27 protein-coding genes are annotated in these 26,987 nt (G+C 37.1%); 25 read left to right on the plus strand and 2 right to left on the minus strand.

Features of this window, described 5'->3' with window-relative positions; all coding sequences use genetic code 11:
* Positions 1-135 precede the first annotated feature (135 nt).
* Positions 136-615 carry a hypothetical protein gene (locus MHI18_RS16435; RefSeq protein ID WP_340848837.1) on the minus strand — a complete coding sequence of 160 codons (480 nt, stop codon included), beginning with the start codon at positions 613-615 and terminating at the stop codon, positions 136-138.
* Positions 616-867: 252 nt separating this feature from the next.
* Here MHI18_RS16435 and MHI18_RS16440 point away from each other — a divergent pair, with 252 nt between their 5' ends.
* From MHI18_RS16440 to MHI18_RS16560, 25 genes are all read left to right on the plus strand, one after another.
* On the plus strand, positions 868-1,089 hold the full coding sequence (locus tag MHI18_RS16440) for a DUF2829 domain-containing protein (RefSeq protein ID WP_340848838.1): 222 nt from the start codon (positions 868-870) through the stop codon (positions 1,087-1,089).
* A 59-nt stretch (positions 1,090-1,148) separates the two neighbouring features.
* Positions 1,149-1,871 carry a 3-oxoacyl-ACP reductase gene (locus MHI18_RS16445; protein WP_340848840.1) on the plus strand — a complete coding sequence of 241 codons (723 nt, stop codon included), beginning with the start codon at positions 1,149-1,151 and terminating at the stop codon, positions 1,869-1,871.
* 163 nt (positions 1,872-2,034) lie between these two features.
* Positions 2,035-2,538, plus strand: a complete 504-nt coding sequence (locus MHI18_RS16450) for a QueT transporter family protein (RefSeq protein WP_340848842.1) — start codon at positions 2,035-2,037, stop codon at positions 2,536-2,538.
* Positions 2,539-2,827: 289 nt separating this feature from the next.
* A complete protein-coding gene (locus MHI18_RS16455; protein WP_340848844.1) occupies positions 2,828-4,468 on the plus strand; it encodes a DUF2075 domain-containing protein in 1,641 nt (546 codons plus the stop codon).
* A gap of 36 nt (positions 4,469-4,504) precedes the next feature.
* Positions 4,505-5,134, plus strand: coding sequence for a class I SAM-dependent methyltransferase (locus MHI18_RS16460; RefSeq protein ID WP_340848845.1), 630 nt, complete (start codon positions 4,505-4,507; stop codon positions 5,132-5,134).
* 203 nt (positions 5,135-5,337) lie between these two features.
* Positions 5,338-5,976: a serine/threonine protein kinase gene (locus MHI18_RS16465; RefSeq protein ID WP_340848847.1), complete on the plus strand. Its 639-nt coding sequence runs from the start codon at positions 5,338-5,340 to the stop codon at positions 5,974-5,976.
* 197 nt (positions 5,977-6,173) lie between these two features.
* Positions 6,174-6,995 (plus strand): GNAT family N-acetyltransferase, encoded by an 822-nt coding sequence (locus MHI18_RS16470; protein ID WP_340848849.1) that lies wholly within the window; start codon positions 6,174-6,176, stop codon positions 6,993-6,995.
* 479 nt (positions 6,996-7,474) lie between these two features.
* The gene (locus MHI18_RS16475; protein WP_340848851.1) at positions 7,475-8,125 is read left to right on the plus strand and encodes a FusB/FusC family EF-G-binding protein; all 651 of its coding nucleotides are present in this window, start codon (positions 7,475-7,477) and stop codon (positions 8,123-8,125) included.
* A 98-nt stretch (positions 8,126-8,223) separates the two neighbouring features.
* Positions 8,224-9,006: a hypothetical protein gene (locus tag MHI18_RS16480; protein WP_340848852.1), complete on the plus strand. Its 783-nt coding sequence runs from the start codon at positions 8,224-8,226 to the stop codon at positions 9,004-9,006.
* Positions 9,007-9,246: 240 nt separating this feature from the next.
* The gene (locus tag MHI18_RS16485; RefSeq protein WP_340848854.1) at positions 9,247-10,152 is read left to right on the plus strand and encodes a dihydrodipicolinate synthase family protein; all 906 of its coding nucleotides are present in this window, start codon (positions 9,247-9,249) and stop codon (positions 10,150-10,152) included.
* Between the two features lie 96 nt (positions 10,153-10,248).
* Complete coding sequence (locus MHI18_RS16490) at positions 10,249-11,628, plus strand: ABC transporter substrate-binding protein (protein ID WP_340848856.1); 1,380 nt, start codon at positions 10,249-10,251, stop codon at positions 11,626-11,628.
* Positions 11,629-11,677: 49 nt separating this feature from the next.
* Positions 11,678-12,544, plus strand: coding sequence for a carbohydrate ABC transporter permease (locus MHI18_RS16495; protein WP_340848858.1), 867 nt, complete (start codon positions 11,678-11,680; stop codon positions 12,542-12,544).
* Between the two features lie 13 nt (positions 12,545-12,557).
* Complete coding sequence (locus tag MHI18_RS16500; RefSeq protein ID WP_340848859.1) at positions 12,558-13,397, plus strand: carbohydrate ABC transporter permease; 840 nt, start codon at positions 12,558-12,560, stop codon at positions 13,395-13,397.
* A 20-nt stretch (positions 13,398-13,417) separates the two neighbouring features.
* Positions 13,418-14,107, plus strand: coding sequence for an N-acetylmannosamine-6-phosphate 2-epimerase (locus tag MHI18_RS16505; protein WP_340848861.1), 690 nt, complete (start codon positions 13,418-13,420; stop codon positions 14,105-14,107).
* 76 nt (positions 14,108-14,183) lie between these two features.
* Positions 14,184-15,071 carry an ROK family protein gene (locus MHI18_RS16510; protein ID WP_340848863.1) on the plus strand — a complete coding sequence of 296 codons (888 nt, stop codon included), beginning with the start codon at positions 14,184-14,186 and terminating at the stop codon, positions 15,069-15,071.
* Positions 15,072-15,075: 4 nt separating this feature from the next.
* A complete protein-coding gene (locus MHI18_RS16515; RefSeq protein WP_340848864.1) occupies positions 15,076-15,930 on the plus strand; it encodes a MurR/RpiR family transcriptional regulator in 855 nt (284 codons plus the stop codon).
* 1,010 nt (positions 15,931-16,940) lie between these two features.
* On the plus strand, positions 16,941-18,446 hold the full coding sequence (locus MHI18_RS16520; protein ID WP_340848866.1) for a malate:quinone oxidoreductase: 1,506 nt from the start codon (positions 16,941-16,943) through the stop codon (positions 18,444-18,446).
* A gap of 236 nt (positions 18,447-18,682) precedes the next feature.
* Positions 18,683-20,143, plus strand: a complete 1,461-nt coding sequence (locus tag MHI18_RS16525; RefSeq protein WP_340848868.1) for an MFS transporter — start codon at positions 18,683-18,685, stop codon at positions 20,141-20,143.
* An 88-nt stretch (positions 20,144-20,231) separates the two neighbouring features.
* Positions 20,232-20,627: a large conductance mechanosensitive channel protein MscL gene (gene mscL / locus MHI18_RS16530; protein ID WP_340848870.1), complete on the plus strand. Its 396-nt coding sequence runs from the start codon at positions 20,232-20,234 to the stop codon at positions 20,625-20,627.
* A gap of 277 nt (positions 20,628-20,904) precedes the next feature.
* On the plus strand, positions 20,905-21,771 hold the full coding sequence (locus MHI18_RS16535; protein ID WP_340848872.1) for an SDR family oxidoreductase: 867 nt from the start codon (positions 20,905-20,907) through the stop codon (positions 21,769-21,771).
* A gap of 144 nt (positions 21,772-21,915) precedes the next feature.
* The gene (locus MHI18_RS16540) at positions 21,916-22,407 is read left to right on the plus strand and encodes a DinB family protein (protein WP_340848874.1); all 492 of its coding nucleotides are present in this window, start codon (positions 21,916-21,918) and stop codon (positions 22,405-22,407) included.
* 342 nt (positions 22,408-22,749) lie between these two features.
* Positions 22,750-23,532 (plus strand): ABC transporter ATP-binding protein, encoded by a 783-nt coding sequence (locus tag MHI18_RS16545; protein WP_340848876.1) that lies wholly within the window; start codon positions 22,750-22,752, stop codon positions 23,530-23,532.
* 3 nt (positions 23,533-23,535) lie between these two features.
* Entirely contained in the window at positions 23,536-24,342 is an 807-nt protein-coding gene (locus MHI18_RS16550) for an ABC transporter permease (RefSeq protein ID WP_340848877.1), read from the plus strand.
* Entirely contained in the window at positions 24,343-25,215 is an 873-nt protein-coding gene (locus MHI18_RS16555) for an ABC transporter permease (RefSeq protein ID WP_340848879.1), read from the plus strand.
* A 19-nt stretch (positions 25,216-25,234) separates the two neighbouring features.
* Positions 25,235-26,281, plus strand: a complete 1,047-nt coding sequence (locus tag MHI18_RS16560; protein ID WP_340848881.1) for an ABC transporter substrate-binding protein — start codon at positions 25,235-25,237, stop codon at positions 26,279-26,281.
* A 36-nt stretch (positions 26,282-26,317) separates the two neighbouring features.
* On the opposite strand, the gene MHI18_RS16565 is transcribed toward MHI18_RS16560, so the two are convergent.
* Complete coding sequence (locus MHI18_RS16565) at positions 26,318-26,857, minus strand: shikimate kinase (RefSeq protein ID WP_340848883.1); 540 nt, start codon at positions 26,855-26,857, stop codon at positions 26,318-26,320.
* Positions 26,858-26,987: the final 130 nt, after the last annotated feature.

Consider the following 26,987-nt stretch of genomic DNA (forward strand, 5'->3'; position numbering starts at 1 on the left):
AACGAGATCAAAGGATAAGCCTAGAGAGTTAGAAACGATGGTGTATAAATCAAATGATAATGATGTAAAGATCGTATCAACCATATAATTGACAACGCAAAGAAAAATAAAGTATGTAGTAAATGTCTTTTATGTTCATAAACTTGGTTTATTGTGTCTAGCTTTGTTATTACTAATAGCTAGCAGCATAAATGGACCAGTGACACATATGGTTAAAGCATAAACAATAATCATAATTTTATATTTTTCAGAATACCGTTTATAAATATGATAGTGTACGTATATGTTTGCTACGTATGTAATAATGAAATAGAACGGGATCGGTGTCCAAGATATAGCCGAGATGACTAACATGATAATAGCTAGATACTTAACTTTAGATTCTTTTTCAGCTAATCTCCCTAAAAGGAAATCCATTAGTATTATGGGGATCCAGGCAAACCACGCAATCTTACTTTGTCCTTGTTCTCGAGCTATTCTAGTTAAAGCAATACCATTGCAAATATATACTGTTATAGCCAGTATGAGCACTAATAACAATAGTGCTAATATAATAGCTAAATGATCTGGATTGGCTGCCCAACCTTCAAACCCACTTAATACCCCATTCTCCATTAATTGTGCCTCATTTCATATGAAAATAGTTTCTGTCTACTTAAATCTTCTTAAAGAGCAGGTTATGTTAAAATCTTTTAAATTGTTTAAATTATTACAATATAATTATAGACTTTCTTCAAGGAAAAGGTCAATTCGATAGATAATTGAGACGGCATTCCTTTCTAATAAAACTGTTTAATTTGAGCCGAAAAACCCATAATTAAGTAATTTTCCTTTATAATATAATAAAACGATAAGGGATGATGCAGAATGCCGTTTGAGGATATTTTACCGCGTTTAAAAAATGGAGAGAAAATTATACGTAAAGGTTGGGGCGGGGCGGAGCTGTATGTGAAATATGTTCCAGCAACGACAATTGAAGAGACACCGCTGAATCCTTACCTCGTTATTAATGTTACGGGTGAAGGGTACACAATATTCACTCCAACCATTTGCGATATATTAGCAGAGGATTGGGAAATTGTACAATAATAAAGAGCAACTCTTATCTTTAGGAGTTGCTTTTTTATTTGAAAATAGGAGAGAACAAAATGAAATTTGAAGAGTTTAAGAATAAAACAATCTTTATTACGGGTGCTGCATCCGGCATTGGTCAGGCACAAGCGGCAGCTTTTTTAGCTAACGGTGCACATGTAATTGGATTAGATCTACAAGAGTCGACAATTACTCACGAATTTTATACGCATTACATAGGCAGTGTTACAGACTCAGAGCTGATAAAGAATATTATTGGTGAGAAAACTATAGACATTTTATGTAATACGGCGGGTATCCTTGACAACTATGCTAAATCGTTAGATACCGACGAGGCGCTATGGGATCAAATATTTAGTGTCAATATTAAAGGTATATATATCGTTACGAACGCAGTTCTACCAAATATGCTTGCTCGAAAAAAAGGGATCATCATCAATATGACTTCAATTGCGGGACTGGTTTCAGGAGGCGGCGGTGCAGCTTACACGGCTTCAAAGCATGCGGTCATTGGTTATACAAAGCAACTTTCTTATGATTATTGCACGGAAGGTATTCGTGTGAATGCGTTAGCGCCTGGTGCCATTCAAACGCCGATGAATGCAGCAGATTTTGAAGGTGCAGGCGAGATGGCTAAGTGGGTTGAAAATAACACACCTGCGCGGAGATGGGCGATGCCAGAAGAAGTTGCAAATGTTACATTATTTATAGCTAGTAATGCGGCTGACTATATGCACGCAACGGTAATACCAATTGATGGTGGATGGATGAATAAATAGATTTCCGAAAAATGAAAATTTAGCTTGATGCAGATAAGTTAAGGTAGGTATAATGAACGGTGGTAACCACTATGACACTTCGGTAGGGCAATCTAGCTCTTACTCCTTTGGTCATAGTTATTAGTAAAACGATGAGTGTCGTTTTACAAAGGAGGAAAAGAATATGGAAAATACGATTGCTTCGTCACGCTCGCATGTTAGCGACTTGACGAAAACAGCATTGGTCGCAGCTCTTTACGTAGTGGTAACGGTGATTTTAGCGGTTATTAGCTTCGGTGCAGTACAGCTGCGCTTATCCGAAATGTTTAACTACCTTGCACTTTTCAACAAACGCTATGTATATGCTGTGACACTAGGTGTTGTGCTTGCGAATTTTTACTCGCCAACATGGATAATTGACGTGCCGCTTGGAGGAATCGCAACATTACTTGTCCTCTTACTTTGTCGAGCACTAACGAAAAATATTCAAAGCATCGCATTAAAAATCGTCATAACGGGGATCCTTTTCACTGTTTCGATGGTTACAGTGGCAGGTCAACTAACTATTGTTCTCGGATTACCTTTTTGGCCTACATACGCCTTAGTTGCAATCGGTGAAGCTTTCTCGATGGCAGTAGGAGGTATAACCATATACATGTTAAATAAAAAAATTAATTTCTCAAAATAAAGTTAAACAGTACCCTATGTGTAAACACTTAAATCAGTTTACCTATAGGGTATTTTTATATAGTATGGGATAGGAAATGAACCGTATATCTGCTGGTTTTTTTGCTGTCAAAGATGTAAATAAAAAAATCAATGATATCGAGAGAAACATTTTGTTAGGAAAATAGGGAACTTTAAGAATAATCATCTGAAACCGGCCCTCAATAAATTTATAATTATTGTATGGCTGAACTTTAGAGACCATTATTGTAACTGGTGAGATAACGAAAGAAATAGAGCAGGTGAATAATTTGAGTACAGTAGAAATCGTATCCTATCAATTTGATCAAACAATCTTAAATCAAATTAATAATGAAGAACAATTTTTAAACTACCCGGTCATTTATATTTTAAATGGAAATAAAGAGGCTTATATAGGTGAAACTGTTATTTTTAAAAATCGAATGAAAGCACATATTAAGAATAAGGATCGGAAAAATTTAGATCAAATTAATTTAATCAAGCATGAGGAATTTAATCGTTCAGCAACCTTTCATTTAGAAACGAAGCTCATCAATTATTTTATTGGTGATGAAAAATATACCTTACAAAATAAAAGCAAAACAGTGAACGATTTTACCCATAATTATTATAACAAACCATTTTATGACCAGAAGCTATTTACAGAGATATGGTCGGAATTATATGCGCAAAAGTTAGTAAATAACGAGCTTCATACAATAGAAAATAAAGATATATTCAAGCTTTCACCATTTAAAGAACTCTCGATCGAACAAATTGATTTAAAAGAAAAAGTATTAGAGTTTTGTGAAGGGCAAGTAGTAAAAGATCATAATGAATACGGAAGCTTATATGTAATTGAAGGTGAAGCAGGAGTAGGGAAAAGTGTTGTGTTAAGCTCTATATTTAATACAATCCAAACACAATCAACAGAGCAATTTTCAAATTTATATGGTACAGAAAACTACTTAGTTGTGAACCATGAGGAAATGTACAAAACATATAAGAGTATTGCGAAGCAAGTAAAACATTTAAAAGGGAAGAATTTTGCAAAGCCTACTTCACTTATCAATCAGCTTCAAAAAGCCAAGAAAAAGGCTGATATCATTTTTGTAGATGAAGCACATTTACTATTAACAAGGCCTGATACCTATAATAACTTCTATGGACAAAACCAATTGGAGGAGCTACTAAAATTAGCAAAGGTAGTTGTCATTATCTTTGACCAAGACCAGGTCTTAAAATTGAAAAGTCTTTGGGGAGATTCCACATTAAAGAAACTTGAAAAGATAAGCGCATACTACGATCGATACAAACTCACAAATCAGTTCCGTATGCAGGCAAATGATGAGATTATTAACTGGATAAATCAATTTAAACAGAAACAGTTGAAGCCACTACCGAAAGATGAAAACTATGAATTTAAGGTGTTTGCATCATTAAAAGACATGCACGAGGCCATTAAGCAAAGAAATAAAGAATTTGGTCTAAGCAGAGTTGTATCGACATTTGATTTTCTACATAAAAAAGACAAGGAAATCTACTATGTTAGTGAAGCTAATGGCGATTATAAAATACCTTGGAACACCACTGATAGCAAGTATACATGGGCAGAAAATACGGAGACAGTTGAGGAGGCAGGATCTATTTACACGATTCAAGGGTTTGATTTAAACTATGTAGGTGTTTTGTTAGGACCGTCTGTTCAATATGACGCAGTCAATGATTGCCTATTGATTGATACAACGTTATATAAGGACATTGGTGCATACACAGGAATGGATGGAACTAAAAATGTAAATGAAGCTAAAGAACGAATCGTACTTAATTCCATCAATATTTTAATGAAAAGGGGAATTAAAGGGCTTTATATTTATGCGACCGATGAAGCATTACGAAACAAATTAGTAGAATATCAATCAAAAGCTTGAACAACGTATAAATAAATAGGAAGAAGGATTTAATCAATGAGTAGTATATTTCCAAAATGGTATGATTTTTTTATGGGCCCTTTGGAAAAAGGGAAATTTAAAACGGTTCGAAAAGAACTGCTTCAACGGGCTGATGGTTCAGTTCTTGAAATAGGTTCAGGTACTGGAGTGAATTTTCCTTATTATCATCATTCGGTTACAACAGTTACTGCCATTGAACCTAGTCAACATATGATTGACCGTTCTAGAAAGAAAAGAGAAATGTCTGTAGTGCCTATCCAAATTATCAAGGATAGTGCTGAGCGATTGCCTTTTGATGATCATACGTTTGATACGGTGGTGGCTACGTTAGTACTCTGCACGATCCCCAATCCGGAAACGGCTTTACAAGAAATGAAAAGAGTCTGTAAACCGGAAGGCAAGATTCTAATATTTGAACACGTTAAAATGAAAAATGTTGTTCTTGCTAACTTACAGGAGTGCCTTACGCCTTTATGGAAAAAAGTATGTGATGGCTGCTGTTTAAATCGAGATACATTACAGATGATAAACGAGAACGGAATGGAAATAGTACATAAAAAAACTTTTTACAATGGGCTCTTTATTCAAGTAGAAGTAGGGATAAAAGAAGGGCAACATCGGTCCCAAACTGACATATTTGTGTAGGCTTTTTTGTAACCGAAACTTCCTCTTATTCTATAGATCATCTAACATGTAACGAAAAATTAAGCCTGCCTTAAAAAAGAAGCAAAATTCTAATGAGTTAGAATATATTATGTAATAATCTAAATTTGAAAAGAGCTAATAAATAGTATTAAATGAAGGAAAATGGAGTGAGTAAATATTTCAATACTAAAGGGAGATAAGCTATGAAAAATGACTGGGAGATAGCTATGGAGTCTATTTCCAAAATTACTGTTTTTTCAAATCCAAATAACGAGTCTGTAACCATAAGCGGTGAAACGGATAATATGAAGTGTATTGGGATGGGAACAGATGCGGCTGTTTTTCAATCTCCTTATGCCCCAGCTTTTGCATTTAAAAAATATGCTAAAGATAAAGTATTCAAAGTCAAAATTGAAGCAAGTGTTTATGATAGATTGGGAGACTCGCCTTTTTTCCCGAAATGTTTTGCATCATACGACGATTATTTGGTTTTAAGCTACGAAGAAGGAAAAACACTCTGTGACTGCCTTTTACAAGGTATTCACATTCCAAAACAGATTATAAATGACGTAGAGGAAGCAAGAGCGTACATTCAAAAAAAGGGACTTAACCCACGTGATATCCATTTGAAAAACATCCTACTCCAAAATGGAAGAGCAATAGTCCTTGATGTTTCTGAGTACACCAAGCCAGGGAACGATTTTCGTTGGGAGATGCTTAAAAAAGGTCATACACAATATTACCATTTAATAGATGGACAGCCTGTGCCCTTTTGGTTAGTGGAAAAGGTTCGGAAATGGTATAACCAGCAGAAAAAAATGACTGGCGTTCTTGATGAATAGTATTGAGCAAATCATAAATGCGATTTCCTTAAGGTCTTCTGTTTAAAAAGTCTAAATCCTGTTGCTTCAAGGGTTTGGGCTTTTTTTTGTCTTGAAAGTGCCTGATAATGATTTTTATTCCCTGTAATTACCATTATAATAGCAGAAGACAGGTGCTAACGACCGGATTAAAAATAGGTGAATTAGGTGGGGAAATTATGATTGTTGAGTTGGATAAAAGTGAATTTAGAAAATGCAGAGGGTTGCTTCATCCAGAGGGGCAATTAGAAGCAGCAGCCATAGTTGAAGGAATGAACCCTGGAAGGATATTTGTAGATGATCGGCTGCAGCCTGAAACTGGACTAATATGGTTAGGGAATAATGATGGCTTCCTTTTTATTGGAAATGAGGATAATGAGAGCTTTAATACTTATATCAATCATTTCATTGATTCTATCATCACTCAAGAGGCAAAAAAAGTTCATTTGGATTGTTTTGAAGCTATTGGGAATCACAATAAGTGGAATGAAATAATCGAAGAAGTATTTGAACATCGCTGTTTAGGGACTTGGAACCAAAGAATTTATTTGTTGATAACAGAAAAGTATAGAAGTAACTGTGAGCCAATACTTAAAGAAGGATATGAAGTAGTAAAAATAGACGAAACTTTAGTTGAAAATAAAGGTACAATCAATCTTGATTTTTTACATGCAAAGATCCTTGAGTTTTGGTCCTCACCTGAAAAATTTTTAGAGGAAGGATGCGGCTACTGCGTTGTTTACAGACATGAAGTGGTTAGTATTTGTTTCTCTGGATTTGTGGCGGGGAGAGTTCATGGGATCGCTATAGAAACAGTAGAAGCGCACCAAGGGGAAAAATTAGCTCAAAAGATTGCTCATCAGTTTGTTAAAGACTGTTTGCAGAATAACCAGCTTCCATATTGGGACTGTATGGAAAGTAATAAGCCTTCAATTGCCATTGCAGAAAAGGTAGGATTTGAGAAAATGGCTACGTATGTAGGGTATGAATTCCCTTTATGATCATGCTGAAATACCATACAAAGTATTTATTCGATATATAAAGATACGTATGGTTCAGTGAAATTCATTTAAAGGAGGTGCTTATAGTTGGAGAATCGTAGACGATTGTCTGATACTTCTCACACTCATGCAAAGCCAGTAGTAAGAAAAGCGATACTTTGCATGGGGCGAAAAGGTTAACTTTATCGCTATAACTTTTCTAACCAATTTGCTTTGCTCCCTTATTCCAATTCAAAATAAGGAGCGAGCAAAATTGAAGTATACAAACGCACAGAAAGTACTGCCTGAAAAGCTCATTTTAGAATCTTTCCGTTGAAAGTATTATCTATTCTAAGTATTGATCTTCCCCTGCAAATGTACGATTTGCAGGATTATTTTATGTATACAACGTTTCTAAATGGTTTTAGCCCTAGTAGAACTGCATGTTTTCTATTAAAATAAGTGTACCAAAACAAAGCATCAATTTAGGAGCGATACGGATGAACGAGAGATTTATTAAAAATGAGCAGCTTAACTTTATCAAGAAACAAGTTGCTTGGATTAAAGATAGTACTAAACAGCATTTACCTGCTGATGTGTTAACCTCCGTTTATGAGATTTCAAATGATAAAATCCTCAATTGTGTTCCCAACATGACAGAAGAGCAAAAAAGTAGATTGGATTTTTCTACTTTTAAAACAGTTGAAGCATACGATCAAGCTCTAGAGAAACTGAAGGACTATGTTCTTCCTTTCCCAACCATTACCGACCAACAACTTAAAAAGCTATTTCCAAAAAGTAAAAAATTAAAACTTCCTGATTTATCTACTGTAGACTTAACAAGCACAACTTATTTAAGCTGGATGGATAGCAGGTCAAATAAAAAGTATATAATTTATGAGCTAGATGAACAGGTTGTCGGTATTGAATGTTCCTTTTCTCCATCATCAAAGAAAAATATTTGCTCCATTTGCCATTGCCACGGAGAAGTCACTCATTTTTCTACCATAACAAAAGCGAGAAAGCTAAATAACCCAGATTATTATAAGTCTATCGGTAATCTTATTTGTGCAGATAGCAGCGAATGTAATAAGAAAATTACAGATGTTTCGTATTTAGAGGAATTCTTAAGAGAGTCTCTTCGTAAATAGCATTACTAAGGCCGGTACTCATAAAGTATCGGTTCCCTTTTTAATGGGTTTTTTTATGTTAAAATACCTTAATCAAGAAAATCTAACTTGGAGGATGTATGAATAAAAAATTCGTTTCTCCGAACGTGGTAGAGTACATGGTCAATAAATTAGCAGCACTTGGTCTGTTACTATTTCTTATGTGCAGTTATTTGTTGTTGGCCACTGAATTCGATTTGTATGAGTTTACAGAGTATCTTTCGAATTTAAAGATTTGGGGATTGATTTGCGGATATGCATTAGTGACGACTCTGCTAATCGATTTGATTAGGTATAGATGGATAGCGTTCACTGTCCAAACTGGTGTGCTTCTACACTGTTTAGCAGGTTTCATTGTGTTTTTTCCTTTTATGGGAATTAGTTTTTTTTCTGTGATCGCTGGAGCCGTTGGTTCATTATGTGCGTTTATTTATGCCTTTAGCAGTTATCTCTTTCAAAGGAAAAAGAAGTTTTTATGGGTTATTCTTTTGGTTTTCCCGCTATTGTTAAGTGTTAGGTTGTATGATTTTACTAGTAAGAAGGGCTGGACGGTAGAAGAAACTAATTCATCATTCTCCGCAGAGTTTGAGCATTTTAATGGTAAACATGAGATTCTGCTATCTTTAAAAAAGGGGGAGAAGGTAACGAGTTATCTCTCCTTTACTCAAATAGATGAAGGCGGGTATGGGTATCATATTTTAGATCATAACGAAGAGTATGTAGGGATAAAAGAGTTAGAGGAATCTGAGGAAGAAGGTACACAAGCAATTGAATTTAATGCGGCCCAACCAGGTGTATACAAAATCATCGTAACTGGGGATGAATTGAAAGGAAAAATTGATGTAAATTGGGAAATAGATTAATAGTATTTCCTGTATCTAAATAAAAAGCGCAAGTCCTTTTATATAAAGGGTTTGCGTTTTTGGCGTGTAAGAGGGCATTAGATCAACCAATAGGCTGATTTACATAGGTTATTGTTAAAAAATAGTGAAAATAATTTCCAAAATAGAATAAATAAAGAAAATTATTTACATAAATTATATTACATGCTAAGATTACTGAAAATTAGGTGATTTAGACACCGGTTAATTGGAGGGAATAAATTGATAGAAAAATTCAAAGGTATTTTTCCAGCATTTTATGCTTGCTACGATGATGAAGGTGAAGTTTCTGAAGAGAGAACAAAGAGTCTATGTGAGCACTTATATCAAAAAGGAGTCAAAGGTCTTTATGTTGGTGGAAGTTCTGGAGAGTGTATTTATCAAAATCTTACAGAACGAAAGGCTACGTTGAAATATGTTGCAGATGCCCTTAAAGGAAAGCTTACTTTAATTGCTCATGTTGGTGCACCATCTACGAGAGAGAGTATCATTTTAGCAAAATATGCAGAAGAGTTGGGATATGATTCTCTATCAGCCATTCCTCCCATTTATTTTCAACTTCCAGAGAGTTCTATTTATAAGTACTGGTCAGACATCATTGATTCAACGGAGCTGCCATTCATCATTTACAACATTCCGCAAACAACAGGATATGCACTTTCTATCAAGCTATTTAATCAATTAATTCAGAATCCAAAAGTGATTGGTGTCAAGAATTCCTCAATGCCGGTTATGGATATTGAACGATTTAAAAAGGCAGGAGAAAATAAGATTCTAGTCTTTAATGGACCAGATGAACAATACGTAGCAGGACGATTAATCGGAGCCGATAGTGGAATTGGCGGTACATATGGAGCGATGCCTGAACTTTTTCTGAAAGCTGAAGAGTTTGTCACTAACGGTAACTTTGATCAAGCACGAAACATTCAAACAGATATTAATGACATTATTATTGCGCTGTGTTCGCTTAACGGTTCTATGTATGCTGCAATTAAGGAAGTTTTGAAATTAAAAGGAATCAATATTGGAAGTGTAAGGGGACCGCTGGAGCCAATTTATGGCGATGACTTTACAAAAGCAGAGGAAATCAGCGTTTTAATTGATCAAACAATTGCTAAATACAGCTAACGCTTTCTACTACCTAACGTAAGACTCCTTAGAATAGACTACGGATTGTTTTCCAACAAATTCATGATTAAACACTTTATCTAGGAGGATTAGTATATGAAAAAACAATTTCGCGTGTTAATGACAGCATGTATACTGCTGATTTCTGTTGCATTGGCTGGTTGTTCGGACGATTCAACTGAAAAAAGTTCTGGTAAAGGAACGGTTGAAATTACAGCTTGGTTAACTCCTCAATGGAAAGGTGTTATTGATAGTTCGGAAGAAGGAGCCGATTATGACAGCTTTTTTAAACAAGCGGCAGAAGACTTTAGTGCTCAGTACAAAGATTATGATGTGAAAGTAAATACCCAGGTAATTGCTGGAGATCAACGGGATGAACTTCTGAATGTTAATTTAAATGGCGGCACTCCTCCTAATGTCTTTTTTGAAAGCGTATTCGCTATGGGTGATTATGCTCATAGAGGGGCTCTTGAACCATTGGACGATCTAGTAGATGATGCCTCAAAAGAAGATATTCCAGAGAGTATTTGGGAAAACGTGAAGTTTGGAGAAAACATCTATTTTTATCCTTTCTCACAAAACCCAGGTACCTTAGCTTACAACGCAGATATGTTTAAGGCTGCAGGCCTTGACGAGTTTATTGGTGATGAAAATGAAATTAAAACATGGACGTTAGCAGAATATGAAACCATTCTTAGAAAAATCAAAGCGGATTTGCCGAAGAAGACGTATTCTAATGCGTATCCTATGGGGCTATTTGCCTTAAATAATCAAGCTGATACGTGGAATCTATCGTATCTTAGAATGTTTGGGAATCCTTTCTTCGATGAAAAAGGAAAAATCGTGGTTAATGATCAAGCAGGAGCTAAAGCAACAACTTGGCTAAAAGAAATATACGATGAGGGGTTAACTAACCCAGGCGCTGAGTCAGTTTCTTCAAATGATACAAACGCTATGTTCCAAAACCAACAGCTTGCTATAAACTTTACTAATTCTGTATTGTATTCAAATGCAAAGACGGATATGGAAAGTGGAAAATCACCTAAGTTCGATATGAGACTTGCTAATATCCCATCAGAAAGCGGCGATCCATTAACATTTACTTATGTTACCGGTGCATCTGTCTTTAAATCAGATGATGAAATTAAAACGAAAGTCGCTAAAGACTTTGTGAAATTTTTCTCTACAGATAAAGAACTAGTTAAAGCATCTAAAAACGCTGTGCCGGTTAGAACATCTGTTGTGGAAGAATTTAAGTCAAAACATCCTTTATTTGAGGCCTATGAAGCGAATGCACAATACGTCTTTAATTTCACGGGAAATGTAGCTGGATACAATCAAGTTAGACAAGTGTTATATCCAGAACTTCAAGCTCTTTATACAGGTGAAAAGAAGCCTGCAGACGTATTAAAGGATTATCAAAAGAACGGGAATAAAATAATTGAAGATGCTACAGCAGATTCAATTATCAAGTAATTTCCTTTATGAAATTCATTGTGTAAGCACATAGAAAGGAAAGTTGCTAATGAAAACGGATAGGGTTAGAGAAAATATAACCGGTTATCTCTTTATATTGCCACAGCTTTTACTCTTTTTAGTATTTATCGTTTATCCCGTGTTTGAAGGAATAAGATTGAGTTTATTTAAGATTAGTTATACAGGAGAAACGTTTATAGGATTCACAAACTATATGACATTAATTAAAGATCCTGTATTTGTGAAGTCAACAATGAACACCGTGATCTTTGTTATCTTTATTGTGGCATTAACAGTATTTTTTGCCCTTTTCGTTGCGTCAGCAATTTTTGATAAAAACGCAAAGTATGTTTCGCTGATCAGGGGAAGTTATTATATACCTGTCATGGTCTCAATGGTTGTTATGACAATGGTATGGAGTTTCTTATTAAATCCTAGTAATGGACTTATTCCGCATTTAGCTAGAGAAATGGACATGTCCTCTATCAATTTACTAGGAAACAAAAATACCGTTTTACCGGTCATCATTTTTATAACGTTTGCCATTAATGTAGGACAGGCAATTATTCTTTATATTGCCTCCATGATCGGAGTTCCTAAAGATTTATTTGAGGCAGCTGAAATGGATGGAGCGAGCAGAACGACGGTAATTTTTAAAATACTTGTTCCGCTGGTCAAACCAACCACAACCTATATCATCATTATGAATATCATCGCTGTCTTAAAAATATTTGTTGTTATCCAGTTATTAACTGGCGGCGGACCCAATAATTCATCGAGTACGATGATGTACTACTTGTATAATAATGCGTTTAAATATAATCAGTTAGGCATCGCTTCAGCTGTTGGTGTAATTATGTTCTTAATTACAATCATATTGTCTATTCCTCAGTTAAGAGCCATGTTTAAAAATTAGGGGGGAGATTATCTTGAAAAACAAGAATAAGAAAAAGCTAGAATTGAGTGATATCTTATCCAACGTCATTGTAATCTTCTTTGCATTGTTAAGCCTGTTCCCTATCTATTGGCTATTTACTAGTTCCTTGAAGAATAGCTCAGATGTTGTGAAAATGCCGCCTGATTGGTTCCCAGCGAGCATCAACGTTTCTAACTATGTGGATGTCTTTTCGAATCAACCAGCATTTAAATGGACTTTAAACAGTTTAATTGTCGCAACGGTTTCAACAGTGGGGCTGGTGATCGTTAGTTCCCTCGCTGCTTATGCCTTTTCGAAACTGAATTTTAAATTTAAAAATATTATCTTCGTTATCTTTATCTCAAGTTTAATGGTACCTAAAGAGGTATTAATCGTGCCGTTATTTAGATTGATTCAAGATTTAGGAATGGTCAATACGCTCAGCGGGATGATCTACCCGAATGTTGCAACCGCATTTGGCGTGTTCATGCTTAAAGGATTTTTCGATACGATTCCAGATACGCTTAGAGAAGCAGCGAAAATGGATGGTGCAACTGAATGGACTGTTTTTTATAAGGTCATGCTTCCGCTGGTCAAGCCCGGCATTGGGGCTTTATTTATCCTAAACTTTGTTCAAGTATGGAACGACTACCTATGGCAGCTCGTAGTCGGACAAGAAGTCAATTCCAAGACGTTAATGGTTGGTATTGCAACGTTAATGCAGGATCTTAATCCAAACTTTGCTTATAAGATGGCTGGTGCAACGATAGCGGCTGTCCCGATGATTCTCATATTTATTTTCTTCCAACGTTATTTCACAAGAGGTATATCAATTGGGGGAGTCAAAGAATAATTACAGCAAGGAGCTAGATTATGAGTAAACAACAAAAGATTTTCGAACAAATAAAGAGAAGATTAATTGTTTCCTGCCAAGCTCTCCCAGAGGAACCGCTTCATAGCCCATTTATTATGAGTAAAATGGCGGATGCTGCCATGAAAGGCGGCGCTGCGGGGATTCGCGCGAATAGTGTGGAAGACATAAAGGCGATAAAAGAGACAGTCGATTTACCAATCATCGGTATTATTAAACGAGTTTATGAGAATTCAGCTGTTTTTATCACACCTACTGCTTTAGAAATAGATCTTCTTTACAAGGCGGGTGTAGATATTATTGCGTTAGATGCGACTAAAAGAATAAGACCGGATGGTAAAACGATAAGCGAAACATTTCCAGAGATTCGCGCGAAATATAAAGATCAACTCTTTATGGCCGATTGCTCGACCTTTGAAGAAGCAATGGAAGCCTATAAATTAGGCTTTGATTGTGTGGGTACCACCTTAAATGGTTACACAGAGTACACAAAACATCACCAAATTCCGGATTTAGATTTAATTAAGCAATTAGTAAATGAACTACCTATTCCTGTCATAGCTGAAGGCGGGATATGGACGCCAGAAGAACTTAAGAGTGTGTTTGATTTAGGCGTTCATACAGCTGTGGTTGGTACAGCCATAACGAGGCCAATGGAGATTACAAAGAGGTTTGTGCAAGTAATTGAATGATCGTTAACGTATAAATCCCCGGAAAATTTTTCTTGGGATTTATATTTCTTTAAAGATGTAAAAAGGAGTGGTAGATATGATAATAGCCGCAGTGGACATTGGAGGTACCTCAATAAAATTTTGTGTGACTGATGAGAATGGGCGTATTTCAGCGTTTAGAGAATATGATACTGAGTCGAAAAGAGGCGGCCCTTTCATAGTCGAAACATTAATTGACGCGATCTCTATGTATCCGGACATTGAAGCGATTGCGATTAGTACAGCTGGCCAAGTGGATCGTCAGGCAGGGTCTATAATTTATGCAAATGAAAATATCCCAAACTACACGGGTACACCATTAAAAACAATTTTAGAAGGTGTTTTTAATGTTCCTGTCGAAGTTGAAAATGATGTGAACGCCGCAGCTATAGGAGAAAAACAGTTCGGTGCAGGGAGAGATTATACTGATTTTCTTTGCTTGACCTATGGGACAGGAATTGGCGGGGCGATCATGATAAATTCACAAATCTATAAAGGAAACAATGGGATTGCAGCTGAATTCGGCCATATCATTAGCCATCCTGGCGGGAATCAGTGTACATGTGGTCGAAAGGGATGTTATGAAACATACGCTTCTACTACAGCTCTAGTAAAAAAGGCACAATTAATAGATAAGAAATATCATAATGGCAGAGAAATTTTTATTGGTCTTGAACAAGGCAATGTTACACTAGAGAGAGTACTTCATGAATGGATCGATGAAATGGCTCTAGGTCTCGTATCGCTTATTCACATATTTAATCCTCCTGCTATCATCATCGGAGGCGGCATCATGGAGCAAGACAGCCTTATCTCTATGATTTCAAACAAAGTACAAGAGAGTGTCATGGAAAGTTTTTCAGATGTGAAGATAGTGAAAGCTTCCCTTGGAAATAAAGCAGGACTACTTGGTGCGGCAGCTCTTCACATAAATGCTAGGAGATGATTGGGTGACAAATCAAGATGTATTTACATTAATACGATCGACATACAATTCTTTCACTAATACGGAAAGAAAAGTGGCGGACTACATTCTTGATCATACAAAAGAGGTAATTTACCTGTCCATTGTTGATTTGGCAGATGCTTGCGGTGTTGGAGAATCAAGTGTGTTTAGGTTCTGTAAGACAATGAAGCTAAAGGGGTACCAAGAGTTTAGGATCGTGTTAGCTCAAAGTATTTCACCAGATGAAGACACGCAAGAATTGACAAGTAAGATTACGATGGAAGATACCCTTGAAGAAGTATCTTCGAAAATATTAACGACAAATATTAATGCACTGACAGAAACACAGAAATTGATTAATGAAAACGATATTTCAGAGGCAATTACGAGCATGATTATGGCTGAAAGAATTCACTTTTTTGGAGTAGGCGCCTCCTTAATGACAGCTATGGAAGCAAAAAATAAGTTTATGAGAATCAGTAATAAAACGGAGTGTTCGATTGACTCACATCTTCAAATTATGACAGCAGCCTTGATGTCAGAGAAAGATGTTGCTGTGCTCATTTCTTATTCAGGCTCGACGAAGGATATGATCGAAGTAGCTAAAATTGCCAAACAAAGAGCCGCAAAAGTCATTCTGATTACCAGATTTGTAAAGTCCCCTTTAACCAATTATTCGGATATCACCTTACTCTGTGGTGCGAATGAAGGACCTCTTCAGGGAGGCAGTCTCTCAGCCAAATTAGCTCAACTTTACTTATTAGATGTTCTTTATGCAGAATACTACCGGAAAACAGGGCAGATATCAGAAACAAATAAAGAAAGAACCTCTAAAGCCGTCATTGAGAAAATGTTATAAAAATACAAGAGACTTTTCTATTGAAAAGTCTCTTTTGTATAGGAAATTTCTTAATCAATCAGTAAAGACAAACCGTAAAAAAAAGTAATCAGCTTTTCATAATTTACTATAGGGGGAATCAAAACATGATTAATTCGTTCTCTAAAATGGTAATTATCATATTTTACAGATAATTTGAAGGAGAACCTCAAATCATCACACCTGTAACATATATGTTTAGTCTTCATTTAAAAGTAGGATAATTATCTATACCCAGTGGGGTATTTTGGGACTGAAAATCGTGCCTAGACGGGAATACGTGGTCTCCAGACAGGAATACGCATGATCCAGACGGGATTACCATCATCGCAGACGGGAATATGGTTACTCCAGACGGGATTAATGGCAGGAAAAGCAGAAAAATAGGTAAAATACCCCCCATGAGAAAACTAGATGCTAGCTTAAATGGAAATTGCCTAAGGTGTAAGTGTTAAAAGAAGGCGACCAATTTTCAAAAACCCCTATGAGTCAGCATTTTTTAAAAATTTGGTATATGGAGACAAATTCTTCTCTGTTATTTGATAAAATATGTCTGACTAAGTTCACAAAATATTTAACTATTTAATAAAGTAGTATATAATAGACCAAGAGAATATTTGGGATAAACAAAACAATGACGGGATGGCATCAATGTTCGAACTGTTATTGTGATATATTTAAAAAGAAACGCAAGCGTTTTCATATTTGTAAAATATACGATATAGTATATTTAAGAATAGCAGCCGTAGTTTATAAAGGTCTTATTTTTTTGTGTGTTTCTGGGATTAAGTTGATAGATTTCTCACTTTTTACTAGTTTTTTGCTGAATTGTGACAAATTTTCAACAATAGATATTTTAATATATAAATAATTATGATAATTTATAATTGATACAGAAAAGATGTGTACGTAGGTTGCGCCTTTGTTTTTGTGACACCTAAGCAGGAGCGCCTGCATCTCTTTTGCAAATATAGGAGATAAGGAAGGTTATAATGAGCAGCATACAGAAAAAAACAGACGTTATTTTAATTGGTGCTGGAGTCATGAGTGCGACTTTGGGATCATTATTGAAGGAATTAGCACCGGATTGGGAAATAACAGTGTTTGAGAAGCTCGCAAAGGCTGGGGAGGAAAGTTCTAACGAATGGAATAATGCTGGAACAGGGCATTCTGCACTGTGCGAGCTGAACTACACAGTTGAAAAACCGGACGGATCTTTAGATATTAGCAAAGCGATTAAAGTGAATGAACAATTTCAGCTTTCAAGACAGTATTGGTCTTATCTTGTAAACAGGAAGTTAATCCGCAATCCGCAGGATTTTATCATGCCGCTGCCTCATACAAGCATGGTCCAAGGGGAAAAAGATATATCATTTTTGAAAAAAAGATTTGAAGCGCTCTCAAACAATCCGCTGTTTCAAGGAATGGAATTTTCAGATGATCCTGAAAAGCTGAAGGAATGGATTCCACTTATTATGGAAGGGCGTACATCGAATGAACCGATAGCAGCGACAAAAATTGACTCTGGAACGGACGTTAATTTTGGTGCGTTAACGCGCTTGGTATTCGACCACTTAAAGAATAACGACGTTAATATAAACTATAAACATAGTGTGGATGGGATTAAACGCACCAGCGAAGGCTTATGGGAATTAAAAGTACGTGATATGGAAAAAGGAACAACTGAATTTCATACGGCCAAATTCGTCTTTATCGGCGGAGGGGGTGGAAGCCTGCATTTACTTCAAAAATCCGGTATCCCTGAAGGAAAAAGGATTGGCGGTTTCCCAGTAAGCGGACTATTTATGGTTTGTAAAAATCCTGAAGTGATCGCACAGCATCATGCTAAAGTCTATGGTAAGGCAAAAGTAGGCGCTCCGCCAATGTCTGTTCCGCATCTTGACACAAGATATATTGACAATAAAAAATCACTGCTGTTTGGACCCTTTGCTGGATTCTCACCTAAGTTCTTGAAAACAGGTTCGATGTTTGATTTACTCAGTTCTGTAAAACCTAATAATGTCGTTACAATGCTGGCGGCAGGTGTAAAAGAATTATCACTGACCAAATACTTAATTGAACAAGTTATGCTCTCGAATGAAAAGCGTATGGAAGAGTTACGGGAATTCATTCCTAATGCTAAGAGTGAGGATTGGGATATCGTAGTAGCGGGACAACGTGTGCAAGTAATTAAAGATACTGAGGCTAACGGTAAAGGAACACTTCAATTTGGAACAGAAGTGGTAACTGCCGCAGATGGCTCGATAGCTGCATTATTAGGTGCTTCTCCAGGTGCATCTACTGCCGTACACGTTATGCTTGAAATCATGACTCGATGTTTCCCGGAACAAATCAAGGAATGGGAACCGAAAATCAAAGAAATGATCCCTTCTTATGGGTTGTCGTTAATGGAAAACCCAGAGCTTTTCCAACAAATTCATGCGTCAACTGCAAGATCACTTGGCTTGAATGAAAGTTCGCCGGAACGCGTTCATTAAACTATTTTATACAAAAAGAACCTTCGATCTTAGGATTGAAGGTTCTTTTCACGATTAGGGCCAACCTGATTCTTAGCAACAAAGAGAGGATTTCTCACAATTTGTCTATAATTGACTATAAATTAAGAGATGAGAACAGGTAAAATGGAAAGAAAGTAATGTAAACCGTTTACTAGTTTGATGACAGTTAATCCAGGGGTATTCAGAAATATACTATAGAATAAAGGAGTACTAGAATGCGTTCACCGATAAATTTCTTACGCGTGGCAGGAATAGTAGATGGGATTTCTTTGTTGACCTTATTATTCATCGCTATGCCCTTAAAATATTATGCTGATCTTCCCCTTGCTGTCACTATTAACGGCAGTATACACGGGGGGATTTTCGTGTTATACATCGTTACGATTTTATACGCAGCACTCCGTATCCAATGGTCTATTGGCTGGTCAATTACAGCCTTGCTTGCAGCATTTATACCATTTGGGAATTTTATTTTTGATTTTTATTTAAAAAAACTACAGCATCGTTATACGGTAAAGCCATTTAAGATGTCATGGATCGTCTATTGTATTATTTTCTTCTCATTTATTGATCTATTTGTGCAGCTTCCGGTTATGAGTACATTTGCGACATCTGTTGGAGCAAGTACAGTTATCGCTGGAATTGTAGTCGGCTTGTATTCATTTACGAATTCCTTTGGGAATGTTGCTTCAGGTATGTTAACGGATAAGGTCGGTCCATTGCGGATTATGTTAGTTGGATTAGGTACAACAAGTGCTGCGCTTTTTGCGTACCAACTGGTTGATGATCCCTTGACTTTACTAGTTGTACGTTCGTTGCATGGGTTTTTTAGTGGATTAATCGTACCAGCAGCCTTTACGTTATTGGCCAATACAACCGCAAACAATGAGCAAGGCAGTAAAAGTGCGATTACGGGTTCAATTGTAGGGATTGCTGCGATTGTGGGTCCGGCTTTTGGTGGAATAATGGCGAGCAAAACCTCGGTTCCAAATGTATTTACCTTTGTGGGGATTCTAGGGAGTCTTTTGATCGTTGGTGCAGCCTTTTTAAGGCATCTAAATAAGAGTAAGGAAAAAAGTAATGAGCGTCGGCTGTCATTTAGCTGGAACTCTGGCGTACAAAAAGCTTTTATGGGCGCTTTCTTCCTAATGTTCTCTCAAGGTGTACTGGCTTATCTGCTGCCGCTGTATGTGGAATCACTTGGGTTTAGTTCACGAATGTCAGGAACACTGTTGAGTATGTTTGGGATTGTAGCGGTACTGGTCTTTATCTTACCGACCAATCGTTTGTTTGATCGTGTGTCTCCAGTGCATACCCTAATGATTGGGGTGGGAATATTAGCAACATGTCAATTGTTAATCGGTCAAATGACGACTACGATTACGTTATACAGTGTGATGGCACTCTACGGAGTGGGATTCGCCTTTTTATTTCCTTCCATTAATACGCTGTTGATTCAATCAACAACGCCAGAAATGCGCGGACAGGCTTATGGTTATTTTTACGCTTTTTTCTCCATTGGTGTGGTTGTCGGATCATCCGTACTGGGTCTGCTGCCACTAAGCATTAGAGGAAGCTTTTTACTTGCCGGTATGGTACTTGTGCTGTTTTTCATTTTTGTCTTAATTGATATACGAAAAAAAGAAACGGTACAGCATTCTGAATTAGACAGGTAGAAAGAAACAGAGCCTGCATCCCCTGTTCAAATTTATCTAGCAATCTGATAAGCTAATAGTAAATAGTGAATAGAAGGGTGAAGGTGTCATGATAAAAGAATTTAAGGCTTTTGTTTCTAAAGGGAATGTTCTCGATCTTGCTATCGCTGTAGTGATGGGCGCTGCATTTGGGAAAATCGTATCATCCCTCGTAGAAAATATTATTACTCCGCTTGTTGGTATTTTACTAGGAGGAGTGAATTTTTCGGAAATGTCCTATCCAGTAGGAGATGCAAGTATTCGATATGGATCATTTATTCAAGCGATAATCGATTTCCTCATTATCTCATTTGCGATTTTCATGTTTATGAAGATAGCCAATTCTCTTTTTAGAAAAAAAGAAGAAGTCAAAGAAGTAGTCGTAGAAGTACCAGCCACCGAACAATATTTAAAAGAAATTCGTGATCTTCTGCAGCAAAATGCAAGACAGGATGAGAGACAATAGGAAAAAGAGGTCCGTTGCTTTCGTTTTTATAGGAAATCATACAACTAGTTAATAAATTTAGGAGATAGGCTGCAAACTTGCGGCCTTTTAGTTGTGTTTGGAAAAATTCTTTACTATGAAATCGATGGAGATACACTCAACTTTTTTGTTTATATAAGAAGAAGTCAGGGCTAAGGTTGTAATCGATTTCATATAAAAAAGTTGAAATGGTTGATGTTTACACGTTCTTTGGAAAGGTTAAAGTATTACTAGAAATCATCATAGAGGAGGAATTAACTTGAATATTTATGAACAGCAAAAAGAAGGACAACCTGGACAGACTCAGCCGCAGCAACCTGGAATTGAATCTGAGATGACCCCGCTTCCAGTACAACCGATTGATTACATAGGCAGTGGGAAGTTGAAAGAACGGGTCGCTTTAATTACGGGCGGGGACAGTGGAATTGGAAGAGCTGTTGCGATTGCATATGCGAAAGAAGGGGCTCACGTTGTGGTGAACTATTTGAACGAACACAGCGATGCTGAAGAGACAAAGGCACTAGTTGAAGCAGAAGGCGTTCGCTGTCTTTTACTTCCGGCAGATGTTTCCGAAGAGAAAAATTGCAAGGAGCTCGTACAAAAAACAATTGATGAATTCGGGAAGCTGGATATCCTCGTTAATAATGCGGCGGTGCAGTACCCGACAGAGAACATTGAAGATATTACGGCTGAACAGTGGGATAAGACGTTCCGCACGAATATTCATTCTGTTTTCTATATGAGTAAGCATGCTGTTCCACACATGAAACAAGGGAATACCATTATCAATACGACTTCCATCAACCCTTACAGAGGCCATGCAATATTGATGGATTACACAGCTACAAAAGGAGCAATCGTCGGGTTTACGCGAAGCCTAGCTCAGAACTTGGCAGAAAAAGGAATCCGGGTCAACATGGTTGCACCAGGCCCAATCTGGACACCACTAATTCCGGCTACATTTAATGAAAAACAGGTAGCGGAATTTGGCAGTGATGCACCTCTTGGACGCCCAGGACAGCCGGCCGATCATGCTGGAGCATATGTATTACTGGCATCTGATGAAAGTGCATATATTACGGGACAATGCATTCATATTAATGGCGGAATTACCATGTCTTCGTAAATGATTAAGATAGTATGATAAAACAGGCTGCTGAGGAAATACTTGCAGCCTGTTTTTTTCTTTCATTAATACAAGAACGTACGTTTTGTTAAAATCTGGATTTATGTTATGCTTTGTAATATTAGAGAAAAAGAGGGGAAAAGAATGAGTGAAATTAGTAATCTACGTAACTATTCATCTTGGTTAGAGACCCTAGTAGATTTGGATGAAACATTATGGTCTAAACCGATATCTAAAGGCAAATGGTCGGTAAGTGAAATAATAGCTCATATTACTGCTTGGGATCATCATCTATTGTCCGAAGTCATTCCATCTGTAAAGAAGGAAAAGGGGATGGAATTTCCTGATTTTGAACCCTTTAATAAAAAGGCATCTGATTATGCAAAATCCGGCATATCACAGTCAACGCTGCTTATAGAAGCAAAAGATACTAGGGAACTACTTGTGAAAGAACTTAATGAAATTCCTGCAGAAAAGTTAAACAAATCATTAACCTCAAATGGTGTAACTCACTGCCCGCATACGGGAACGCCTTATTCGCTTAAACATATTGTTAAAGAATTTACAGACCACGATCATCATCATAAAGAACAAATTATTCATTTCCTTAAGAAGAATAGCTTTGTAGGTAAGTAGTTTTTTGGACTTCTAACACATGGGTTCACGTAAGAAAAGGAACTTCGTCACGTATAGTGGCTGGGTTCTTTTTTATTTTGAGTAAAATTTCTTTCGATTTTATTAGTAAAAAAATAGTTGTTTTGTCCTAATACATGCATACCTTATATGAAGGACAGAGTGTCTGTTTCGTGAAAAGGAACTTTGTCTGCTTGGATGTAAGGTTATCTATCAAATTATTGGTTTATATAAATCCTTTTACACTTTGTCTAATGTAATACTATGGTAATGGTTATATAATGTTATAAAACATAACATGAGTTATCGTAGAGAATTGAATTGTATACAAAGGAGTGATTTTTAATGGCGATAAGAAGAGAGAGCCTTCCAGAAATTGAGTTCGAGCATGTGAGCATGCGTTATCAAACGGATGCCGCAGAGATTTTAGCGCTTGAAGATGTGAGTGTCAATATTCAAAAAGGAGAATTTGTCTCATTGCTCGGGCCTTCAGGTTGTGGAAAAACCACTTTGCTCAGAATTATGGCTGATTTGATTCAGCCAACTAGCGGCGAAGTGAAAATCGCAGGAGAAACAGCGAAGGAAGCTAGGCTAGCCCAAAAGTATGGAATTGTGTTTCAAAGTCCTGTTTTGTATGATTGGCGAAAAGTAAAACAAAACATTTCACTTCCGTTAGAAATGATGGGTATGACTAAAATTGAAAAAGAGAAGCGCATACACAATTTATTAGAATTAGTAGGCCTAGAGAAATTTAAGGACAAATATCCTTGGCAGCTTAGCGGGGGGATGCAGCAGCGTGTGGCGATTGCACGAGCACTAGCGATGGAGCCAGAGATTTTACTGATGGATGAACCTTTTTCTGCTTTGGATGAATTTTCTCGAGAACGTTTAAATGAAGAACTATTGTCAATCTGGAGTAAGTTTGGGAATACCGTGGTTTTTGTTACACATAGTATTTCTGAAGCCATCTTTCTTTCTGATCGTGTCTTTGTGCTATCTCCGCATCCGGGAAGACTTTCTGCAATTGTAGAAATTGATCTTCCTCGTCCTCGAACAAAAGAAATGAGAAATAGTCCGGAATTTTATCAGCTTATTTCTGATATTCGAAGCAGCTTTGAAGGGGTATAGAGGATGAAAAACTACATACAGCTAAAACGTTGGACACCAACATTCATCTGGATTGTAGGGCTTCTTGTTATCTGGCAAATCTGTTCATGGTTTCTGCTGCAGGTATTACAAGTGCCTCTAGCTCAATCAAAACTGCCTTATATTCATGAATTAATGTTTACGATGATGGAATATGGAAGCACGCTTTTTTCTGAGGGATGGGTTACCTTTACAAACGCAGCAATTGGTTTCGGATTGGGTGCTGTGGTAGGAACCTTATTAGCGATTTTAATGAGTTTATCGAAATGGGTAGAACAATTAACTTTTCCGTACGCAGTTGGATCCCAAATGATTCCCATCTTAGGTTTGGCTCCTATTGTCTATGGAATCGTGCACGATGATCAATTATCAAGAATTATTATTGCTGCTTATATTACTTTTTTCCCTGTGGCACTAAATGTGTTAAGAGGTTTACGCAGCGCAGATCCAGCCGCTGTTGAACTTATGCATTCTTATGCGGCTAAGCCTTGGACTGTTTATTCAAAACTTCGCTTTCCAGCAGCCTTGCCTGGCTTGTTTAGCGGGTTGAAAATTGCGGCTCCATTAGCGGTAACAGGAGCAATCCTTGTTGAATTAATGGGTGCTACAAATGGCTTGGGGGTTATTATGCTTCGCAATCTTTATTATGGTCCATCTCATAATTACATGTTTTGGTTAACGGTTATTGCAGGAGCGTTACTCGGGATTTTCAGCTATTTATTAATAACATTCATTGAACGTATTGTTGCTCCCTGGCAGCCGGAATTTCGGTCAACAGGAGGTGATGAGTAAATGGTAGGTAAACCAGCAGAAAAGAGCGTGAGTTGGGAACTTGAAACGGTTTCAAGTTCCCAATCAATACGTGTAATCAATCCAAGGGTGCAAACTCGTAGGAACAAAATAGGGAAAATTCGTAAAGCAGTACTCCCGCTTGCAGCAGGTATTTTATTTATGCTGTTATGGGAGTGGCAAGTGTTCCATCGTATTCTCCAGCTGCAAACGTACCAACTTCCATTACCTTCTGCTATCTGGGAAGCGATATCAGTAAATTGGGAAACGTTGCTGACCTATACAAGATATACCTTTATCGAGGCAGCAACAGGTATGGTGATTGGTTCGTCAATTGGATTTGTTTTCGCATTATTTGCAGCTTCTTGGCCTAAATGGGGGAAAGGCGGATTGTCGGTTGTTGTGGCTGTAAATGCAGTACCCATTGTTGCTTTGGCACCGATCATGAATCTTTGGTTTAGTGATGGAATGGGGTCAAGGATTGCAATTGTTACGATTACAACGATGTCAGCTATGGCGATTAATGCTTATAAAGGAATGACGATGGTTGATCCGTTAGCACTTGATTTAATGCATTCCTATGCAGCAAAAAAACATAAGGTGTTTAAATACTTGAGGATAGCTAATAGTCTGCCCTTTGTTTTCACTGCACTAAAAATTAATACAACGGCAAGTATGATTGGGGCAATCGTCGGCGAGTTTTTCTTTTCATCTCAAGGGTTAGGTTATCTCCTTTCTAACTCAATAAAAGTAGCTAAGATGCCTTTAGGGTGGGCTTGTATCGTTATGGCCGCCATTGTTGGAGTCGTTTTTTATCTACTGGTAGAGCGGGTAGAAAAGGTTTTTTTAAAGTGGCATCCATCAGAAAGAAATTAATTGTTTGGGGGGATTTGTATTGAAAAGGGAATTTAGAAAAACGCGCAAAGGCATTATTTTAGTTGTGATGGCCCTTAGTTTACTGTTGGCAGCCTGTAGTAAAGATAATGAGTCATCTTCAGGAACTTCCTCAGAAAAACTCACACCAATAAAGTTACAGTTGAAATGGGTACCGCAAGCACAGTTTGCTGGTTATTTTGTCGCTATGGAGAAGGGCTACTTTAAAGATGAGGGACTTGATGTAACGATTGTACCGGGTGGTCCTGATATCGTTCCTGAACAGCAAGTGTCAAATGGTGCTGCAAATATAGGGATTGGTTGGGTAGCTAGCTTATTACCCCATCAAGAACAGGGACTGCCCTTAGTTCAGATTGCCCAAATGTATCAAAAAAGCGGGTTACTTCTCGTATCTAAAAAAGAAAAAGGAATTCAGACAGCAGAGGACTTAGCAGGGAAAAAGATTGGTAACTGGATGGGTGGTAATGAATTTGAACTATTAGCGTTATTTGATAAATATGGATACGACCAAAACAAAGACCTTTCTTTTGTGAAGCAAGGGTTTACGATGGATCAATTTTTAGGCGGGGATTTAGATGCGGCTTCAGCGATGACCTATAACGAATACCAGGTAGTGCTTGAAGAAGGTATTTCTGAAAGTGATCTAACAGTGATTGATATGAATGATGAAGGTGTAGCCATGCTTGAGGATAATTTATTTGCAAATAAAGAATGGCTTTCTGAGAATAAAGAAGTCGCAGCTAAGTTTCTCCGTGCATCCATTAAAGGGTGGAAAGATGCGGTGGAGAATCAAGAATATGCAGTGGATGCTGTGATGAAGGCTGCAGAAGGAGGAAGTACATCTAAAGACCATCAGTTGAAAATGATGAGTGAAGTAGCTAAACTCGTTGTGCCTGAGGGTTTTGATGCAGAGAAAATTGGTGCCATCGATGATGCGATGTTTAAACAGACAGCTGATATTGCACATGAATTCGGCGTAATAGAAAAACCGGCTAATCTTGACGATGCATATACTCACGAAATTTTGGAGATGGCAGCTGGTAAATAGCGACAAACTCCCCACCGATAAGGATGGGGAGTTTGTTTATAAACTTAAGGATGGTAATAATCCAACAATGTAATCAGCAGCTTCTTCAGTGTTGAGTGTATCTGTTTGCACTTTTAAATGGTGCTTAGAATAGATACTTTGCCTGTTGTAAAAAAGTTCTTTTATTTCTTCCGCGGATTTCCCTTGTAAAACTGGACGACTATCCATAAGTAAATGGAGTCTTTCTTTCCAAGAATCCCATGTTACATCGAGAAAGATGACCATACTATTAGATAAGCAAATCTGTTGAACTTCTTCTTGTAAAAAAGCGCCTCCCCCGACGGAGATAACCTTGCCTGGTTGATGAGAGAACTGAGAAATAAGACTTTTTTCCTTTTGCCTAAATGCTTGTTCTCCATACGTTTTGAAAAATGCTGATGTGGTCATCTTGTATTCAGTTTCAATTTCTTTATCGATATCGATAAACTGACGGGATAATTTGTTGGCAACGAGTTTACCAATCGTCGTTTTACCTGCACCCATAAACCCGATAAAGACAATGCTTTTTTCTTTGAGCAATCTATCCGTGCTATTCATTAGTAGCTGGCCTCTTTCATCTTTAGTGATTTTTAAGTTTTCCTAAATACCGAATCGAACAAAGACATCTTCTTATGTTATCTGAAAATTCATATTTTGTCCATGCGTTCACTTTGACAAAAATCTAGCA

Origin of the sequence: Peribacillus sp. FSL H8-0477 (genome assembly GCF_038002765.1) — a bacterium.
Lineage (GTDB): Bacteria > Bacillota > Bacilli > Bacillales > DSM-1321 > Peribacillus.

What these genes read in the sequence shown, in the direction of transcription:
- mscL (WP_340848870.1), top strand. Translation starts at nt 20,232, where the DNA reads ATGATAAAAGAATTTAAGGCTTTTGTTTCTAAAGGGAATGTTCTCGAT.
- MHI18_RS16435 (WP_340848837.1), bottom strand. Translation starts at nt 615, where the DNA reads ATGGAGAATGGGGTATTAAGTGGGTTTGAAGGTTGGGCAGCCAATCCA.
- MHI18_RS16445 (WP_340848840.1), top strand. Translation starts at nt 1,149, where the DNA reads ATGAAATTTGAAGAGTTTAAGAATAAAACAATCTTTATTACGGGTGCT.
- MHI18_RS16505 (WP_340848861.1), top strand. Translation starts at nt 13,418, where the DNA reads ATGAGTAAACAACAAAAGATTTTCGAACAAATAAAGAGAAGATTAATT.
- MHI18_RS16540 (WP_340848874.1), top strand. Translation starts at nt 21,916, where the DNA reads ATGAGTGAAATTAGTAATCTACGTAACTATTCATCTTGGTTAGAGACC.
- MHI18_RS16460 (WP_340848845.1), top strand. Translation starts at nt 4,505, where the DNA reads ATGAGTAGTATATTTCCAAAATGGTATGATTTTTTTATGGGCCCTTTG.
- MHI18_RS16525 (WP_340848868.1), top strand. Translation starts at nt 18,683, where the DNA reads ATGCGTTCACCGATAAATTTCTTACGCGTGGCAGGAATAGTAGATGGG.
- MHI18_RS16565 (WP_340848883.1), bottom strand. Translation starts at nt 26,857, where the DNA reads ATGAATAGCACGGATAGATTGCTCAAAGAAAAAAGCATTGTCTTTATC.
- MHI18_RS16555 (WP_340848879.1), top strand. Translation starts at nt 24,343, where the DNA reads ATGGTAGGTAAACCAGCAGAAAAGAGCGTGAGTTGGGAACTTGAAACG.
- MHI18_RS16495 (WP_340848858.1), top strand. Translation starts at nt 11,678, where the DNA reads ATGAAAACGGATAGGGTTAGAGAAAATATAACCGGTTATCTCTTTATA.
- MHI18_RS16450 (WP_340848842.1), top strand. Translation starts at nt 2,035, where the DNA reads ATGGAAAATACGATTGCTTCGTCACGCTCGCATGTTAGCGACTTGACG.
- MHI18_RS16440 (WP_340848838.1), top strand. Translation starts at nt 868, where the DNA reads ATGCCGTTTGAGGATATTTTACCGCGTTTAAAAAATGGAGAGAAAATT.
- MHI18_RS16510 (WP_340848863.1), top strand. Translation starts at nt 14,184, where the DNA reads ATGATAATAGCCGCAGTGGACATTGGAGGTACCTCAATAAAATTTTGT.
- MHI18_RS16520 (WP_340848866.1), top strand. Translation starts at nt 16,941, where the DNA reads ATGAGCAGCATACAGAAAAAAACAGACGTTATTTTAATTGGTGCTGGA.
- MHI18_RS16475 (WP_340848851.1), top strand. Translation starts at nt 7,475, where the DNA reads ATGAACGAGAGATTTATTAAAAATGAGCAGCTTAACTTTATCAAGAAA.
- MHI18_RS16545 (WP_340848876.1), top strand. Translation starts at nt 22,750, where the DNA reads ATGGCGATAAGAAGAGAGAGCCTTCCAGAAATTGAGTTCGAGCATGTG.
- MHI18_RS16490 (WP_340848856.1), top strand. Translation starts at nt 10,249, where the DNA reads ATGAAAAAACAATTTCGCGTGTTAATGACAGCATGTATACTGCTGATT.
- MHI18_RS16465 (WP_340848847.1), top strand. Translation starts at nt 5,338, where the DNA reads ATGAAAAATGACTGGGAGATAGCTATGGAGTCTATTTCCAAAATTACT.
- MHI18_RS16470 (WP_340848849.1), top strand. Translation starts at nt 6,174, where the DNA reads ATGATTGTTGAGTTGGATAAAAGTGAATTTAGAAAATGCAGAGGGTTG.
- MHI18_RS16550 (WP_340848877.1), top strand. Translation starts at nt 23,536, where the DNA reads ATGAAAAACTACATACAGCTAAAACGTTGGACACCAACATTCATCTGG.
- MHI18_RS16480 (WP_340848852.1), top strand. Translation starts at nt 8,224, where the DNA reads ATGAATAAAAAATTCGTTTCTCCGAACGTGGTAGAGTACATGGTCAAT.